General features: G+C 56.5%; 17 protein-coding genes, 1 tRNA gene and 1 pseudogene. 9 read left to right on the plus strand and 10 right to left on the minus strand.

The genetic code is table 11. From position 1 onward, the window contains the following. Positions 1-39: 39 nt before the first annotated feature. Together SIB58_RS03195 and SIB58_RS03200 are read right to left on the minus strand one after the other, a co-directional pair. A complete protein-coding gene (locus SIB58_RS03195; protein ID WP_066905683.1) occupies positions 40-2742 on the minus strand; it encodes an MGH1-like glycoside hydrolase domain-containing protein in 2703 nt (900 codons plus the stop codon). A gap of 80 nt (positions 2743-2822) precedes the next feature. Next, positions 2823-2911, minus strand: a tRNA-Leu gene (locus SIB58_RS03200). Positions 2912-2972: 61 nt separating this feature from the next. On the opposite strand from SIB58_RS03200, the gene SIB58_RS03205 reads away from it, so the two are divergent. The 3 genes from SIB58_RS03205 to trpA are packed head-to-tail and all read left to right on the plus strand — an operon-like array spanning position 2973 to position 4412. Continuing rightward, complete coding sequence (locus tag SIB58_RS03205; RefSeq protein ID WP_066905681.1) at positions 2973-3218, plus strand: NAD(P)H-quinone oxidoreductase subunit L; 246 nt, start codon at positions 2973-2975, stop codon at positions 3216-3218. A 3-nt stretch (positions 3219-3221) separates the two neighbouring features. Continuing rightward, complete coding sequence (locus tag SIB58_RS03210) at positions 3222-3560, plus strand: DUF3007 family protein (protein WP_066905679.1); 339 nt, start codon at positions 3222-3224, stop codon at positions 3558-3560. 45 nt (positions 3561-3605) lie between these two features. Next, a complete protein-coding gene (trpA, locus tag SIB58_RS03215) occupies positions 3606-4412 on the plus strand; it encodes a tryptophan synthase subunit alpha (protein WP_066905676.1) in 807 nt (268 codons plus the stop codon). Positions 4413-4415: 3 nt separating this feature from the next. Here the strand turns inward: trpA and SIB58_RS03220 are convergent, their stop codons facing one another. After that, the gene (locus SIB58_RS03220; protein WP_066906083.1) at positions 4416-4784 is read right to left on the minus strand and encodes an AbrB family transcriptional regulator; all 369 of its coding nucleotides are present in this window, start codon (positions 4782-4784) and stop codon (positions 4416-4418) included. 93 nt (positions 4785-4877) lie between these two features. Between SIB58_RS03220 and SIB58_RS03225 the strand changes: the two genes are divergently transcribed. Beyond that, positions 4878-5147: a YciI family protein gene (locus SIB58_RS03225; protein WP_066905674.1), complete on the plus strand. Its 270-nt coding sequence runs from the start codon at positions 4878-4880 to the stop codon at positions 5145-5147. Here SIB58_RS03225 and SIB58_RS03230 read toward each other — a convergent pair. Then, positions 5123-5455, minus strand: a complete 333-nt coding sequence (locus SIB58_RS03230; RefSeq protein ID WP_066905672.1) for a c-type cytochrome — start codon at positions 5453-5455, stop codon at positions 5123-5125. The genes SIB58_RS03225 and SIB58_RS03230 overlap by 25 nt on opposite strands. A 97-nt stretch (positions 5456-5552) precedes the next feature. On the opposite strand from SIB58_RS03230, the pseudogene SIB58_RS03235 reads away from it, so the two are divergent. Next, positions 5553-6002, plus strand: a pseudogene (locus tag SIB58_RS03235) (Nif11 domain/cupin domain-containing protein); the annotation flags it as partial. Here SIB58_RS03235 and SIB58_RS03240 read toward each other — a convergent pair. From SIB58_RS03240 to SIB58_RS03260, 5 genes are all read right to left on the minus strand, one after another. Continuing rightward, a complete protein-coding gene (locus SIB58_RS03240; protein ID WP_231856993.1) occupies positions 5965-6522 on the minus strand; it encodes a phosphate-starvation-inducible PsiE family protein in 558 nt (185 codons plus the stop codon). The pseudogene SIB58_RS03235 and the gene SIB58_RS03240 overlap by 38 nt on opposite strands. 5 nt (positions 6523-6527) lie before the next feature. Next, positions 6528-6725 carry a hypothetical protein gene (locus tag SIB58_RS03245; RefSeq protein ID WP_231857012.1) on the minus strand — a complete coding sequence of 66 codons (198 nt, stop codon included), beginning with the start codon at positions 6723-6725 and terminating at the stop codon, positions 6528-6530. 98 nt (positions 6726-6823) lie between these two features. Further along, complete coding sequence (locus tag SIB58_RS03250; protein ID WP_066905668.1) at positions 6824-7159, minus strand: hypothetical protein; 336 nt, start codon at positions 7157-7159, stop codon at positions 6824-6826. After that, positions 7156-7557 carry a YkvA family protein gene (locus SIB58_RS03255; RefSeq protein WP_066905666.1) on the minus strand — a complete coding sequence of 134 codons (402 nt, stop codon included), beginning with the start codon at positions 7555-7557 and terminating at the stop codon, positions 7156-7158. The genes SIB58_RS03250 and SIB58_RS03255 overlap by 4 nt, the downstream gene beginning before the upstream one ends. 91 nt (positions 7558-7648) lie before the next feature. Continuing rightward, positions 7649-8575: a sigma-70 family RNA polymerase sigma factor gene (locus SIB58_RS03260; RefSeq protein WP_066905664.1), complete on the minus strand. Its 927-nt coding sequence runs from the start codon at positions 8573-8575 to the stop codon at positions 7649-7651. Positions 8576-8818: 243 nt separating this feature from the next. On the opposite strand from SIB58_RS03260, the gene SIB58_RS03265 reads away from it, so the two are divergent. The 3 genes from SIB58_RS03265 to SIB58_RS03275 all read left to right on the plus strand — a co-directional run bounded on the left by SIB58_RS03265 (position 8819) and on the right by SIB58_RS03275 (position 10741). Beyond that, the gene (locus SIB58_RS03265) at positions 8819-9310 is read left to right on the plus strand and encodes a DUF2214 family protein (protein ID WP_066905662.1); all 492 of its coding nucleotides are present in this window, start codon (positions 8819-8821) and stop codon (positions 9308-9310) included. Between the two features lie 12 nt (positions 9311-9322). Next, positions 9323-9976, plus strand: a complete 654-nt coding sequence (locus tag SIB58_RS03270) for a peptidase (protein WP_066905660.1) — start codon at positions 9323-9325, stop codon at positions 9974-9976. Between the two features lie 117 nt (positions 9977-10093). Beyond that, positions 10094-10741 carry a lipoprotein gene (locus tag SIB58_RS03275; protein WP_066906078.1) on the plus strand — a complete coding sequence of 216 codons (648 nt, stop codon included), beginning with the start codon at positions 10094-10096 and terminating at the stop codon, positions 10739-10741. On the opposite strand, the gene hisIE is transcribed toward SIB58_RS03275, so the two are convergent. Next, positions 10742-11410, minus strand: coding sequence for a bifunctional phosphoribosyl-AMP cyclohydrolase/phosphoribosyl-ATP diphosphatase HisIE (gene hisIE, locus SIB58_RS03280; RefSeq protein ID WP_066905658.1), 669 nt, complete (start codon positions 11408-11410; stop codon positions 10742-10744). A 153-nt stretch (positions 11411-11563) separates the two neighbouring features. On the opposite strand from hisIE, the gene SIB58_RS03285 reads away from it, so the two are divergent. Continuing rightward, on the plus strand, positions 11564-13573 hold the full coding sequence (locus tag SIB58_RS03285; protein ID WP_066905656.1) for an alpha/beta hydrolase family protein: 2010 nt from the start codon (positions 11564-11566) through the stop codon (positions 13571-13573). Positions 13574-13656 lie beyond the last annotated feature (83 nt).

Consider the following 13656-nt stretch of genomic DNA (forward strand, 5'->3'; position numbering starts at 1 on the left):
ATCGCTCTAATTGCAAGCTAGGTAGACCAACCCGTCCCGTCACCGCCAACGTTGAAGTTGAGTAATCATTTTGGCGATAACGGCTGTCCAACCTGTCTGGTGACTGGCTCCTACGCCAGCACCTGTGCAGCCGTTGAAGTATTCATTGAACTGAAAAAGATCGCGCCAGGCATTGTCGTTCTGGAACAGGTCCACATCTCCGTTGAAGGCGCGACGACCCGATTCATCCCGCCTGAAGATTCCGACCAGTCGTTGTTCCAGTTCAAGCGAGATCTGCCAGAGGTTCAGTTCACGCCCTGAACCGGTTGGAAACTCCATCTTGAATTCATCACCGAGAACGTGGCCGAACTTCTGCAGAGCCTCAATCAGCAGATAGTTGATCGGCATCCATACAGGGCCTCGCCAGTTGGAGTTGCCGCCGAACATGGCAACTGGACTATCGGCGGGGCTGTAGCTGATCGTGGCGTAGTCGTCACCCTGTTGATAGGAATACGGCGTCTTCTCGTACACCTTGGAAAGACTGCGGATACCGTAAGGGGAGAGAAACTCCTCTTCGTCGAAAACCCGGGTGAGAATCCGGCGCAGTCGATGGGGAGGCACGATTGAGTAGAGAACGCGATCGTGATGCCATGTTCCAAGATGGCTGATCGCATCAAAAGGCGCCCCACGATCCTCGCCCAGTTCATTGAGATACCTGCGCACATCGAGTGATGGGATCTCTCCCACTGTCGCGGCATCAAACGTGGCGACTGCAAGCAGCGGAATCAGCCCGCTCAGAGATCGTGTGCGGAGGTAATCAGTGCTTCCATCCGGCCGCTTGAGCACGTCGTAATAGAACCCATCCTCTTCGTCCCAGTTGACATAGCCACGCCCTGTAGGACTGTTCAAGGCGTATGTGAGACGACTGAAGTCAGCCACGAAGCGTTCGCACAGGCTTCTGTATTCCTCTCTGTCTTCGGAAAGCAGTACGCACGCCTCCAGCATGTTCAGGCTCAGCAGGCCCATCCAGGCCGTACCGTCTGACTGTTCGATGCGACTTCCGTCCTTCAGCGGATAGCGGCGATCGAAGATCGCGATGTTGTCGAGACCGAGGAAGCCACCTTCGAAGAGGCTGTCGCCATTGCGGTCGGTGCGGTTGGCCCACCAGCCGTATTCCAGCAGCAGTTCGCGAAGGCTTGCACGCAGAAAGGGAAAGTCCTTGTGGCCGTAGCAGCGCTTGGAGATCTGGAAGATGCGCAGTGCTGCCCAGGCTCCGATGGGAGGATTGGCGTCGGAGAGTGCCCATTCATAGGCCGGTGACTGGCCGTTGTTGGCGGTGTAGGAGGCCTGACGCAGCATGCGTGACTGACGTTTGGCTTCACCCGGGTCAAGCTCTGCAAAAGCCACGGCATGGAACATCAGATCCCACTGGCAGAAGTAGGGATACTCCCAGCAGTCGGGCATGGAGATGATGTTGCGAGCTCGCAGGTTGCGCCAATAGGCGTTCTGTGTATGCCAGCGCTCTTCCGGCGGTTTGGCTGAATTGCTGTCGCCGCGTAGCCAGCGGGCCACATACCAGTCGTAGAACTTGCGGCACCAAAACAGACCAGCCGCCGCAGCGGCATGAATGGCTCTGTCTTCATCGTTCAGGCCTGGGGCCACCCAGTTGAGGTGGTCTTGCCAGTCCTGACGTCGCTGCTCCACAAGGGCGTTTGTCGCGGCGGATTCGATGCTGCCCTGCGCCTTCTTCCCGTTTGAGTCACGTCGACAGAGTCTGAGATCCACTCGCCAGACTTCGCCGGGCTCGAGGGTGCGCTGCAGGTGGAGAGCTGCCTTGCTTCCTGTCTGATCTGGATTCACAGCATCGACCTTCCCCTCGATCAGATACCGGTGAAAGGCATCTTTCACATAGGGCTGCTTCAGAGGCTGGTTGTAAAGACGCTGGGTGTTGGTCTCGTTCTCGGTGAACAGCCAGGCTCCTTGTTCGCTGCAACTCAGGCTGTAGGAGCCGAGCCCCTCAACAGCACTGCTAACGAGCAGATCGTCCTTCAGGCGTAGCAAGGGTGTGCTGCCGTCGTTCTCCCTGTTCTCGCCCCAGCTCCATGTGTTGCGAAACCAAAGGGTGGGAAGCAGGTGGAGCTCAGCCTTGTCCGGTCCACGGTTGGTGAGAGTCAAACGGATGACCAGATCCTCCGGCGAGGCCTTGGCGTACTCCACCTCCAGATCGAAGAAACGATTGCCATCAAAAATGCCGGTGTGAACCAGCTCGAACTCGTTCTGGTTTCGGCCGCGGCGACGATTTTCGTCTCTCAGTTGCTTGTAAGGGAAGCTCTTCTGGGGATACCGATATAAAGCCTTGGCGTAACTACCTGTGGGTGTTCCGGCCAGGTGATACATCATGTCCTTGATGTCTTCACCGTGATTGCCCTCCGGATTGCCGAGACCGAAGAGACGTTCCTTTAAAACGGGATCTTTACCGTTCCAGAGTGCCGGAGCGAAGCAGAGCAGACCCTGCTCATCACTAATGCCGAGCAGGCCGTCCTCGCCCCAGCGGTAAGTGCGCAGATGGCTGTGGTCAAAAGGGAACGATTCCCAGGCGTTTCCATCTGACGAGTAGTCCTCTCGAACAGTGCCCCACTGTCTGTCGCTGAGATAGGTGCCCCATCGATCCCAAGGTTGATGCCCGTCGTCGCGCTCGCGGCAGCGGACGAGTTCTGCGGGTTCCTCGCCCAGCTGCGCGTTGGAGATCACCGAAGTGGACATGAACGAAACACCCTCATGTTTCTGAAGTTAATGAGAGTGATCTGGAATGCCCATGATGAAACGGCTTTTATCACTGCCGGTGGTGGGGGCGGGGGGACTTGAACCCCCACAGGATTTTCATCCCAAACGATTTTAAGTCGCGTGCGTCTACCGATTCCGCCACGCCCCCAGGAGCCACCGGCACCGTGATGGCATTCTAGATTCCACCCTGATGGCTGATTTCGCAGACCATGGAGACTCTCCTCAACGCGGTTTCCCTGGACACCTTGCTCGTGATCGGTGCCTATGTGGTTCTGGGTGGTGCCTATCTGGTGGTGGTCCCTCTCCTCCTCTACGCCTGGATGACCCGTCGCTGGACCGTGATGGGTAAATACGAGCGTCTGGGGATTTATGCCCTGGTGTTCCTGTTCTTTCCAGGTTTGATTGTGTTCGCTCCATTCCTCAATCTCCGCTTCAGCGGTCAGGGTGAGGTCTGAACGTTGACGCGTGCCGGAGTCCTGAAACTTGGCCTTGGCCTTCTGCTGACTGGTGGTTTGGGCTACTGGCTGTTTGAAGCGCTCGGGCTTGAAGGGTTTTCTGCGGGGATTGCCGCCGAAGCCCTTCTGGTGGTGATTGTGGTGGTCTGGACCAGCTCCTATCTGTTGAGAGTGGTGACCGGACGCATGACCTACATGCAGCAACGCCGTCGCTACCGCAGTGGTTATGACGAGCTCACCGCTCAGGAGCTTCAGGAGCGGTTCGATGCCATGACTCCGGAACAGCAGCAGGCACTGATGGCTTCCATTGCCGAGGAAGAGACCACGCAGGCTTCTGAGTGATTTCAGCCGACCTTTAGGCTCGCCAGCATCACAGTTTCAGAATCAGTGACAGAGCCGTCTTCACGCATTGCAGAGGTCTTTGTGAAGACCGCCCGTGAGCAGCGTCTGGCACTGATGCCTTTTGTGATGGCCGGTGATCCTGATCTTCAGAGCACGGCTGATGTGTTGCTCAGTCTTCAGAATCATGGGGCTGATGTCGTGGAGCTTGGAATTCCCTACAGCGATCCCCTGGCGGATGGGCCAGTGATCCAGGCTGCGGCTCAGCGAGCTCTTGAACAACTCACCACCCCGGCAAAAGTGCTGGAAATGTTGAGTGGGTTGCGTGAACAACTCACCATGCCGGTTGTGCTGTTCACCTACAGCAACCCATTGCTTAATCGAGGACCGGAACGCTTTTTTTCGGAAGCTGCCGCCGCTGGTGTTTCCGGTTTGGTTGTGCCTGATCTTCCCCTTGAGGAAGCGGAACGTTTGTCTCCGCTTGCAGCACAACATGGTCTTGATCTTGTTCTGCTTGTTGCTCCCACCACTCCTGAACAGCGCATGCAGCGAATCGCTGCTTCCAGTCGTGGTTTCACCTATCTGGTCTCTGTAACCGGTGTCACCGGAGAACGCTCAAGTCTTCAAGAACGTGTCGGCCAATTGGTTACTTCTCTAAAGCGATGTGAAGCAGGTCCTGTTGCTGTGGGATTTGGAATCTCCGGTCCTGAGCAGGTCCGTCAAGTGCGGGCATGGGGTGCCGACGGAGCCATTGTTGGCAGTGCTCTAGTCAAAAGAATTGCCGCTGCACAACAAGGATGCGCAGCGGCGGAAGCAGGTGAATTTTGCCGAGAACTGCGTGCTGCAGCCGGCTGAAAATCACTCTTCTTCTTCGTCAGCGCCACCAACGGGAACGAGTCGGATCTGTTTACGACCAAGCTTGATCTCGAATTCATCGCCAGGCTTGAGATCCAGCATGGCGGTGTAAGCCTTGCCGATCAACAGGTTGCCGTTTCCTTGGACTGTTGCCACGTAGGAAAGCTTGCGACCACCCTTGCCAATTCCAGCGGAACCACCACCAAGTTCAATGCCCTTCGCATTGAGAAGAGCTTCATAGAAAGCAGTGAAATTAACGCGATCAGAACCATCCTTCTTTTTAGAGACATAACCACAGGCAGTGGCCAGGTCTGTCTTGGAGACGTCACCTAAATCCTTGACCTTTGCAAGGAGTTCAGCACCAGTGAGCATCATCATAAAAATAATCTACTCTCCGAACATAGCGCTTAATGTGCAGTATGCGCCAACCTTTCGGCGCGGATTTTTTTAACCGGAGGTGAAACTATGGCCCGCTTCGTTCTCTGGGGGACTTATTGCGACAATGCTTTGGAAAAAAGAGCTCCGTTTCGCGATGAGCATCTCGAGCGGCTTAAAGCCCTCAAGGAAAGTGGGACATTGATCACCCTTGGTCCGACTGTTGGCAGTACACACGTTTTCGCAGTCTTTGAGTCCGACAGTGAATCAACAGTGCGTGCTCTGCTTGAAGCAGATGTCTATTGGCGAGAAGGAATCTGGACTCGCCTGGATGTTTATCCCTGGATCCAGGCATTCTGAGCCTGCTGCCAGATCCAGTCGGCAACCACGATGTCATTCCCTGCTCCAAGTGCATCGGCATAACCGCTCATTTGACCGATTCCTTCGCGGGCAATCTGCGCGATCGCTTGTGCATTGTTGAGCTCTCGTTTCTCGAGGGCCTTGAGTTTCAATGTCCGTCCTCGACGAATGATGTTGCCACCGTTGGGGTGACATCCAGCGCAATGCAGATCAAACAGTTGCGCTCCTGATCCGCTCAGGCTCCAGGCGCTTGAACTCTGCCAGAACAGTGTGATCAGCATCAGTACCCCTGCCAGAAGCGTCTTCATCACCAATCAACAGGTGATTTCAGTCTGCCTTGGTTCAAGCCACTGGCTGAATCTGAATCTGTGGGTTGTCAGGATCACAACAGTTGTTCCTGAACTGATGGCCGAAGAGGATCTGCAGCGTTTCCTGTTGAAGGTTCAACAGCTCAATGCATTGGTCAGCAGTCTTGATGCTGACCCTGAGCGCCGTCGACAGTTGGCCGCATGCTCTGATCACCATGCCGTTGTGCAACTGGCCCAGCAATGGGGGTACAGCATCGGCCGACGCTGGGGTGAGCCGAGTGTTGAGCCACCAGATTTATTCAATCTGCTGGCTGAAGCGCCTTCAGCTTCTGGGCAGGAAACCGAAGAGGAGTTGTGTTCAGGCAAGGATTGGAGACTGATGAGGATCAGCTCCAACGGATCGTGTAGCCCGGATGGTTTCTGGTACCAACAGAAAGAGCAGGAGTGGCTCACCCTGTTGAAAGGGAGCGCAATCGTGCGACTTGAAGATCCAGAGCAATGGGTCGAACTCAGTGTGGGGGATCAGCTGATGCTGCCAGCCGGTCGACGTCATCGGGTTGAGAGGACGGATGCTGATCCTGGAACGGTATGGCTCGCTCTCTACTGGAATGAGAGTCCAGGCGACCATCCGGCTCAGCCGATCGTTTAACCAGCCAGTAAGCCCCTGCCAAAGCGATGGCGGAGACGCCGAGACCGATCAAGAGCTGAGGTTTGTCTTCGGCACCCTTAGGGAGAACAATCACCTTCCTGGCTACGGCTGTGAGTGCGGTGACCAGCACCAGTTCGATCTGGACGACGTGACGACGCAGGTAACTGGTGATGTTCTGCAGGACTTCAAGGGCGATCAACACTGTCAGCAGATCGCCAAGGATGCGAATCAGACCATCTCCCAGCCAGTAGGAATCCTGTTCATTGGTGATCAAGGACAGAGCCACGCGGATTGTGAGCTGCACAATCGATGCAGCGATCACAACGGCGGTGATTGCGGTGAGCAGGATGGCGACCTGCTTTTCACCCGCATCAACCCATTGCAGGAAACTTCTGCGTTTGCGGCGGGACGGAATCACTGTGCTCAGTTGGTGCTGAACGGGTTGAAGAAAGGCTTGGCAGGAGTATCGCCAGGGGGGTTCTCGATCTTGGTGTTACAGGTGATCGATCCATCCGCCCCTTCAACGCAGTCGGTGGGCACCACGGTGCTCTGTTCGCCGGTACGGCTGTTGGGGCCCAGCAGCCAGACCTCTGATTGAGCCATCGCGCCCTGAGGAAGCATCACGCTGACAGCGGTGAGGAAGCTGACAGCGAGAAGTCTTTGCGGGACCGATGCCATGGTGAATCAGACAGATAACTCCATGTTGCCTGCGATCGCGTTCAGCCGGTGCAGTCGTCCCTAATTTCTCTCAGCAACAGATCCAACTGACCGAAGGGATCGGCACTGTTCTCAGAGGTGCTGGCTCCTGAATCCTGGTGCGCAGTTGCTCCTGGATTGGCTGCCCATTCGGCTTCGATGGAGCAGAGTCTGGCCGCCAGCCGGGGCATGCCCCCAAGCACATGCTCACGCTCCAGGACCTCCATCAGGGCCGGCATGCGGGTGGATGTGGCTCTGAGGCTGCGGCGCAGGTCCGACTGGGTCCGTCCCTGCTGCTTGAGCCAGTCCTTCAGCAGTGCTGCAAGATCATCCTCCAGATCTCGTGACCAGCGGGTCATGGGCGTTGGAGCGGGAACCATTGATCCAGTCTGCGTTGCGCCCGTTGCCTGATCTCGGGAGTGATGTGATTCCGGCATAGACCCATGACTGCGGTGAGGGCCACCAGGTCATCACTGAAACCAGCCACGGGCAAAAGGTCAGGGATGAGGTCGGTAGGGACCAGAAGATAGGTGAGCGCTGCCAGCAGGGTGAGCCTTGCCTGAGAAGGCGTTGCCGGATCCAGCATCATCTCCAGCGCTTCGAGGGCTGGACGAGCAATGGATCTGCCAGCTCGCTTGAGCAGTTGTTTGAATGCGGATTCATCAATGACTTCACTGTCAAGCACCTCTGCATCCACCACCTCACCGTTGAACCCTGCGTTGAACTCCGTGGTGCCTGATGAGGAGCTCGAGGTCATGGTGATGGCTGCACAGCATTCAGGTAACAGTCTCACCCCTCTGAGTGGATCTGCCAGGAGGAGAGCCGAACGCCGGTGGGTGGGTTCCCGTTCAGACGCTCATTTCCACCAGGCCGTGTTGGATGCCGGTCTTGCGTAATTTGCGCAAGGCACGTTGCACCACCTGACGACAGTATTCACGGCTGCAGTTCATATGCCGGGCTACTTCCGCAAGAGTGCGCCATTCATGGCTGCCGTCGAGGCCAAATCGCAACATCACCACCGTCCGCTCTTTGGGAGTGAGATTGGATTTGTCCAGCAGCTTCCAGGCCGAAGCAGTCCTTTCTGCGATTTCTGCCCGTTCCATCGGTGGAATTTCATCGCTGGGGAGAACATCGACCAGTTCTGAAGGATCTGATTTTGATTTCACGACCCCCTGAAGGCTGACCGTCACACTGCGTAATTCACAGCCGAGCAGATCCTCCACCTCGCTGAGGGAGATTTGCATCGACTCAGCAAGTTGTTCCGATGTTGGAGGTAAGCCATTGCTCTGCATCAGTCGAGCTTTGGCAGCGCGGAGTTTGGTGAGTTTTTCATTCACATTCACGGGAATACGAATGGTTCGGCTCTGCGTTGAAAGAGCACGGTTCAGACCTTGCCGAATCCACCAGTAGGCGTATGTGGAAAAACGGTGGCCGCGAGTTGGGTCGTATTTCTCGACGGCGCGTGTGAGTCCAAGAGTGCCTTCCTGAATCAGGTCCAGCAGGTCAAGACCCTTGCCCTGGTAGCGCTTTGCAAGATTCACCACCAACCTCAGGTTGGAGGTGATCATCTGATTCTTTGCCCTCTCTCCTCGTTTAATCGTGCGCTTCTCTTCATCGGTGTAAACACATGCGGGTCCACTTCCACCAGCAAGCTGACAGCGCTCGTTCAGAGCAACCATGGCCTGAACTTTGCGCCCCATCGTTAACTCCTGTTCGGGAGTCAATAGTTGATGTCTGCCGATTTCGCCCAGAAATGCACTCAGTGAACTCACCATCACATGTATGCCAGAGTTCTTTGAACCTAGGGCGAATGGCTTTTTATCTGGTGCGTGTAATGAAGACTGCGGAATTCACATTTCAGACGTAATTCTGAATTTGTACCGAATTCAAGTTTTGTTCATAGTGTGATTCGTTTCGCTTCATATTTGAGTTGTATTGGTTGTCCAGGCCTTCCACATGAAGGCAGCGGAGGTTTCCTCTCAGCCGCTACTGTCGCCAGCAACAAATGATTCGAGCTCATGTTGCTGGCTTCTGCGCTGACTCCGGAGATTGCCAAGAGTGCTGGCGTGGCCTATGTCCACTACCTGAGCTTCATGCTCTGCTTCGCGGCCCTGGTGGTGGAGCGACGGCTGATTCGTCCGGATCCCGATCGCAGGACCGCCACGGCCATGGTGATCACCGACATCATCTACGGAATTGCGGCGCTGGCTCTGCTGGTCAGTGGAATTCTGCGGGTTCTCTACTTCGGTCAGGGCAGCGACTTCTACACGGAAAACCCACTGTTTTGGTGGAAAGTCGGTCTCTATTTGAGCGTCGGAGGGCTTTCGCTTTATCCCACGGTCACCTATGTCCTCTGGGCGATTCCGCTGCGCAAGGGTGAGTTACCCAAAGTGGGTCAAGAACTGGCAACCCGTCTGGGCTGGATCATCAATGTGGAGCTTGTGGGATTTGCCCTGGTTCCGATGCTCGCCACACTGATGGCCAGGGGTGTTGGTCTTTCTGCTGCCTGAGTAACCAGTTCGATGCTTGATGACCCCTGTCCACCGGTTCAGCAGGTTCGCAGGCTGGAGGGTCAGCCCTTCACGGCCGCGGCTGCTCAAACAGCTCCTGGATACGGTGCGCGTTTGGCGACCACGGCTTTCGGAATTCCATCCCTTCCTCGGTGGTGTGTCTGGGTCGAGCCTGCCGCCGCCGCTGAGGCGGATCGATGGGAGCGACGCTGGCTGAATGCCGTTAATGCCGCTTTGCAGGATTGGATGCCTCTGTTGCCGATTACGCGTGTCAGTGATCCCAACCGGGCTCACATCCGGATCGAACGTCGTCGACCGCCTCGGCGTCAGCTGGCGGGGGGTTGGCGAGCCAGTAATGGTCGTGCCGTGCTGCAACTGCTTGAGGTCCGTCGCGCAGACGTCTGGCGACTGGAACCAGGGGTGACCGTTCTTGTGTCACCGGAGCTGAGGGCAGAGGCCTTGCAAGCCACCGCGTTGCATGAGCTGGGTCATGCCCTTGGTCTCTGGGGGCACAGCGATGATCCTGCTGATGCCCTTGCGCCGGTGCAAGGAGCCTCTCCGGTGCTCGCTCCATCTGACGGGGATCGGCGCACGCTGAACTGGTTGCGCGCTCAGCCCACTCGCTTTGGTGAGCCATTGAATCCTGCCGACACCGCAGCTCAGTGATGGCTGTTTTGACGCTCGCTTCAAGCTTCTGACAGGCCGCTGAAAACTCGGCATGCTTCCTCCAGTGAACGATGACTGGCCTTGAGGATTGGAACCTTGCTGCTCTCAGGCAGCCTGATGCGTTCACTATTCATGGGGGTTGTGCTCGTTGCGCTTGCCGGGTGTGGCCAGTCGGGTCCCCTCTCGCGGGAAGAGCGTGCCTCCAAAGACAGCATCAGCATTCAGCTGGATGCGACAGACCCCTCCGCGAGCACGGGAGAGCTCAATCAGGGGCGTGAATCCCTTCGTTTCAAGGTGGGTTATGGCCGCAACGGCATTGCCTGCGCTGGATCAAGGTTCGAGGAAGGATGGACTCCGCTGGGCACCTTTCGCGTGAATGCAATTCTCAGCGAGGATCGTTTCGTGATGGATCCTGCGCTGGTCAAGGAGTCCGGAAAGACTGAGACCTATCTGCGCGAGAATCTGTTTCGCAACATGAGTTCCATCGATTTCAAGGGCGATGGTGAAACCGGTGAGTACGGCAAGGGTTACATCAGCCTGGCCCCTGTGCCCGCCACGCCACAGCCATTCCGCTTCAACACCTACGACGGCAAATTCCGCTGGTACAGCTTCGCCATTCATGGCACCAACGATCCCAGCCGGGTGGGGCAGTCGATCACCGGTGGCTGCATCAACGTCGATCAGAACGTGATGACTGACCTGCTCAAAACCGTGCAGCTTGGAGATGAAGTGGTCATCAGCTCTGAATCTCCCTGCACTCCCTGATCAGTGTCTGCGCGGAGCTCCTCGGCGTGCTGCCAGGACTGCCTGCACCCGGCGCCAGCTGACACCGTGATGGGCCAAGGCAACCTGCAGATGGAACAGGATGTCGGCCGCTTCTCCAGCGATCTCTTCGGCATTGTCGTCCTTGCACGCCATCACAAACTCCGCACTCTCCTCACCGATTTTCTTGAGGATGCTGTTGTCACCACCCTTGAGCAGTTGGTTGGTGTAACTGCCTTCCTCAGGGTGATCCCGGCGGCTTTCGATCACGCGCATCAGCTCCGTGCAGGCGTCAGCAGGGGGAGCAAGCGACTCCGGGCCCCCCGGGGCGCGTTGATCACTGTCTTCGTAAAAGCAGCTGCGAGCTCCGGTGTGACAGGCCACATCGCCGGTCTGTTCAATCGTGATCAGGATCACATCCGCATCGCAGTCGTAGCGGAGGTTTCTCACTGTCTGGGTGTGGCCGCTGGTGGCGCCCTTGTGCCACAGCTCCTGGCGTGAGCGGCTCCAGTAATGCACCTCTCCTGTGCTCAATGTCAGTTCGATGGAGTGCCTGTTCATCCAGGCCACCATCAGCACAGCACCATCGAGCCAGTCCTGGGCGATTGCCGGGATCAGGCCCGCATCGTTGAAACGGAGTTGATCAATGAAGGCTGAGGTGAGGGGCTGCATCGGGCTGCGCTTGCTGCAGATGGAGTCAGCACAAATCCTGACGCAGTGCCCAGCCGCCCATCGTCTGGCCCGAATTGGCCGAGACGGCTTTCGGTAACTGTTGGTTGACTGAGGTCAGCATCGATACGTTGAACGCAGAGTTCCGAATGTTCGATGCCATCCGGTCTGAAGCGAGCAATGGTCAGCAGTGGCCTTGTGCTGCTGGCCTGTTCATTTGCCGCTCCGACCTCTGCTTCGCAACCGCGCGGTTCAACACCTCTCGATTTCCTGACCATCCGAAAGCCCTCCAGCCCGCAGATCTCGCCTGATGGTGAGACGGTGGTTTTTGTTTTGGAGGAACCGGGACCTCAAAAGGATGGTCAACCCTGGCGTGGTGATCAGGATCTTTGGAGAGTTCCTGCGGACGGCAGCGCTCCTCCCCAACGCTGGATCTCAAGTCCACAGAAGGACTGGTCACCCCGATGGTCTCCGGATGGAGGAACGCTGGCCTTTCTCTCCAAACGTGGCACGGGAGAGTCAAACGGATCCACAACACAGATCTTCCTGAGCGATTCCTCTGGCGCCGGGGTTCGTCAGCTCACGGGTGTGGGCGGAGAGATCTCCGCATTTCGTTGGGCGCCTGATGGCAGCAGTCTCGCTTTTCTTGCATCAGACGATCTGAATCATTCCGACAGCGCACCCCATCCATCGAACCGGCCCCTGCCTCTGACGAAGCTTTATCAGGTGTCTGTTTCAGGAGAGGAGGTGAAGCTGATTTCACCGTCTGGACTGAATGTGATCGACTTTGACTGGTCACCGGATGGCTCCCGAATTGCCGCTCTGACATCTCCAACAGCCAAGGTTCCGGATCTGGTCAGTGCCAGGCAGCTGGTGATCATTGATCCTTCCCTGGCTGAGGTTGAGCGCCGTTTCCCCAATCGCATCGGTTGGGACTCCCCCGTGTTGTGGTCGCCTGACGGCGAGCTCATCCATGTTGATGTCTGGAGATCACCCGGAGATGCATGGTCTCCAGCTTTTATCTCAGTCAGCGATGGTCAGACTCAGGTTTTACTGGATGGCGTTCGGGCCACGATCGGAGATACACGCTGGTCTGCTGACTCCCGCTTTCTGTTCGGCCAGTTGTTGGAGGGAAATCAGACGTCTCTCGCCAGGATTGAACGGGAGACGGGTGCCATTCAGCGGCTGACACCATCTGGCGCCAGATTATTTGAGAAGGGCACATACACCGCTCATGATTCATCCGGCCGAGTTGTTCTGCTCAAAGCTTCCGCATCGGCTCCGCCGGATCTCTGGTTCGTTGATTCAGGTCAGGCCCCCAAACAGCTCACACGTTTGAATCCGCAGATTGATCAGATCCGATTTGGAGAGGTGCGTGAACTGCAATGGCGCAATCCAGATGATGGTCAAATGGTGCATGGATTTTTTGTGCTTCCCCTTGACTATCAATCGGGTCGCCGTTACCCGATGGTGACGATTCTGCACGGTGGTCCGACATCGGCCTGGCAGATTGGATGGTCGGATGGTTTCACGGATTGGGGCCAGGTCTTGGCTGCCAATGGCTACATCACTTTTTTCCCGAATGTGCGGGGTTCACTCGGAGCTGGAGTTGGTTACGCCAATGCCAATACAGGTGATTTAGGCGGAATTGATTATGTGGATGCGATCAGTGGAGTCGACGAAATGGTGTCGCAAGGATTTGCTGATCCCAAGCGGCTGGGTGTTGGGGGTTACAGCTATGGCGGTTATCTGAGCTCCTGGAGCATCACCCAGACAACACGTTTCAAGGCAGCGGTGTCTGGTGGAATCCTGGCTGATCTGATCAGCTTTTATGGCACCACGGATATCCCTCAGTATCTGACCATTCACCTCGGCGAGCCACCTTTCCCTCAACAATCACTGGCATGGCAGCGCTCCCCGCTCAAGCATGCGTCAAAGGTGACAACACCGGTGTTGTTTTATGTGGGTGATAGTGACCAACGCACACCCCCGGGTCAGGTTCATCAGATGCATCGTGCCGTTGAAGATGCTGGAGTAACGGCCTTGAAGGTCATCTATCCAGGAGAGGGTCATGGATTCGTGGACCGAAACAATCAATTGGATCTGATGCAACGGATGCTGGCTTGGTATGGGCGCTACTTGTCACCAGCTGGGGCATCTCAATGAGACTATCGGCCCAGATCAGGCTTCAGATCGCGATTCAAAAGACATCGCAGTTGTCTTCAGTTAGCTGCTTGTCGTTGGAGTCA

Origin of the sequence: Synechococcus sp. MIT S9504, assembly GCF_047497135.1 — a bacterium.
Classification (GTDB): domain Bacteria; phylum Cyanobacteriota; class Cyanobacteriia; order PCC-6307; family Cyanobiaceae; genus Synechococcus_C.

Excerpts from the sequence above, each read along its gene's own strand:
- SIB58_RS03195 (WP_066905683.1), bottom strand. The coding sequence starts at position 2,742 with ATGTCCACTTCGGTGATCTCCAACGCGCAGCTGGGCGAGGAACCCGCA.
- SIB58_RS03205 (WP_066905681.1), top strand. The coding sequence starts at position 2,973 with ATGGAGACTCTCCTCAACGCGGTTTCCCTGGACACCTTGCTCGTGATC.
- SIB58_RS03220 (WP_066906083.1), bottom strand. The coding sequence starts at position 4,784 with ATGCTCACTGGTGCTGAACTCCTTGCAAAGGTCAAGGATTTAGGTGAC.
- SIB58_RS03225 (WP_066905674.1), top strand. The coding sequence starts at position 4,878 with ATGGCCCGCTTCGTTCTCTGGGGGACTTATTGCGACAATGCTTTGGAA.
- SIB58_RS03230 (WP_066905672.1), bottom strand. The coding sequence starts at position 5,455 with ATGAAGACGCTTCTGGCAGGGGTACTGATGCTGATCACACTGTTCTGG.
- SIB58_RS03245 (WP_231857012.1), bottom strand. The coding sequence starts at position 6,725 with ATGCTTCCTCAGGGCGCGATGGCTCAATCAGAGGTCTGGCTGCTGGGC.
- SIB58_RS03250 (WP_066905668.1), bottom strand. The coding sequence starts at position 7,159 with ATGACCCGCTGGTCACGAGATCTGGAGGATGATCTTGCAGCACTGCTG.
- SIB58_RS03255 (WP_066905666.1), bottom strand. The coding sequence starts at position 7,557 with ATGACCTCGAGCTCCTCATCAGGCACCACGGAGTTCAACGCAGGGTTC.
- SIB58_RS03260 (WP_066905664.1), bottom strand. The coding sequence starts at position 8,575 with ATGGTGAGTTCACTGAGTGCATTTCTGGGCGAAATCGGCAGACATCAA.
- SIB58_RS03265 (WP_066905662.1), top strand. The coding sequence starts at position 8,819 with ATGTTGCTGGCTTCTGCGCTGACTCCGGAGATTGCCAAGAGTGCTGGC.
- SIB58_RS03270 (WP_066905660.1), top strand. The coding sequence starts at position 9,323 with ATGCTTGATGACCCCTGTCCACCGGTTCAGCAGGTTCGCAGGCTGGAG.
- SIB58_RS03275 (WP_066906078.1), top strand. The coding sequence starts at position 10,094 with ATGCGTTCACTATTCATGGGGGTTGTGCTCGTTGCGCTTGCCGGGTGT.
- hisIE (WP_066905658.1), bottom strand. The coding sequence starts at position 11,410 with ATGCAGCCCCTCACCTCAGCCTTCATTGATCAACTCCGTTTCAACGAT.
- SIB58_RS03285 (WP_066905656.1), top strand. The coding sequence starts at position 11,564 with ATGCCATCCGGTCTGAAGCGAGCAATGGTCAGCAGTGGCCTTGTGCTG.